Source organism: Tenebrionibacter intestinalis, from assembly GCF_016632365.1.
Classification (GTDB): Bacteria; Pseudomonadota; Gammaproteobacteria; order Enterobacterales; family Enterobacteriaceae; genus Tenebrionibacter; species Tenebrionibacter intestinalis.
On sequence record NZ_JAEPBH010000163.1, the window covers coordinates 1 to 638 of the forward strand.

Below are 638 nucleotides of genomic sequence, written 5' to 3' on the forward strand. Positions count from 1 at the left end.
TAGCGCTGATTTATGGGGATCCCTCAGCGCGTAAGCGGGGATAAATCGTTTGTATACTCATACTGCAACGATACTATATTGATCGCTTTAAAATAAAACTTAAAAGACTTTAAGGCCTTTGCTCCAAGCATCTCTCGCTTCATTGAGGCTCATTTTATTCGCGCCACCTCCAAAACTGGGGTCTTCCTCCTGAACTGGATCATCCTCCCAATTACAAACTGGACAAATTTCATAACTTCCCTCTTCTGAAAACTCATATTTGCCACAGCATGAGCATGAATGAACTGTATTCATTAGTTCTGCCTTTCCCAGTGTTATCATCGAGAGTCAGAAGCTTTAACGAACATAATAGACTTAACCATTTCATTTAGATCATATCTAATTTGCATGCTTACTAAAAAATCATACTGAGTCAAAATATATTTCTCCGCTCTCCCAAATTCCTTTTTACCAATTTTTTTGGTAATACAAATTTTTCAGGGTCACCAAACTTTTCATGAATCCAGTTTAGTGACATAACAGGTTGAAGAGATAAAGGTAGTTCATTTGGGAAAACCCAGTCTTTCTGTTTGTCATTTTGAATTGAAATTTCTACAGCTTCTAAATAGCTGCGCGGAATAGTAGATCACTTTGAGGGA

General features: G+C 37.5%; 1 protein-coding gene and 1 pseudogene. Both read right to left on the reverse strand.

What is annotated here, in order from left to right:
* Positions 1-99: 99 nt before the first annotated feature.
* Positions 100-294: a CPCC family cysteine-rich protein gene (locus tag JJB97_RS18310; protein ID WP_238715518.1), complete on the reverse strand. Its 195-nt coding sequence runs from the start codon at positions 292-294 to the stop codon at positions 100-102.
* A 23-nt stretch (positions 295-317) separates the two neighbouring features.
* A pseudogene (locus tag JJB97_RS18835) lies at positions 318-619 on the reverse strand (DUF6392 family protein).
* Between the last annotated feature and the right edge of the window lie 19 nt (positions 620-638).

What these genes read in the sequence shown, in the direction of transcription:
- JJB97_RS18310 (WP_238715518.1), bottom strand. Translation starts at nt 294, where the DNA reads ATGAATACAGTTCATTCATGCTCATGCTGTGGCAAATATGAGTTTTCA.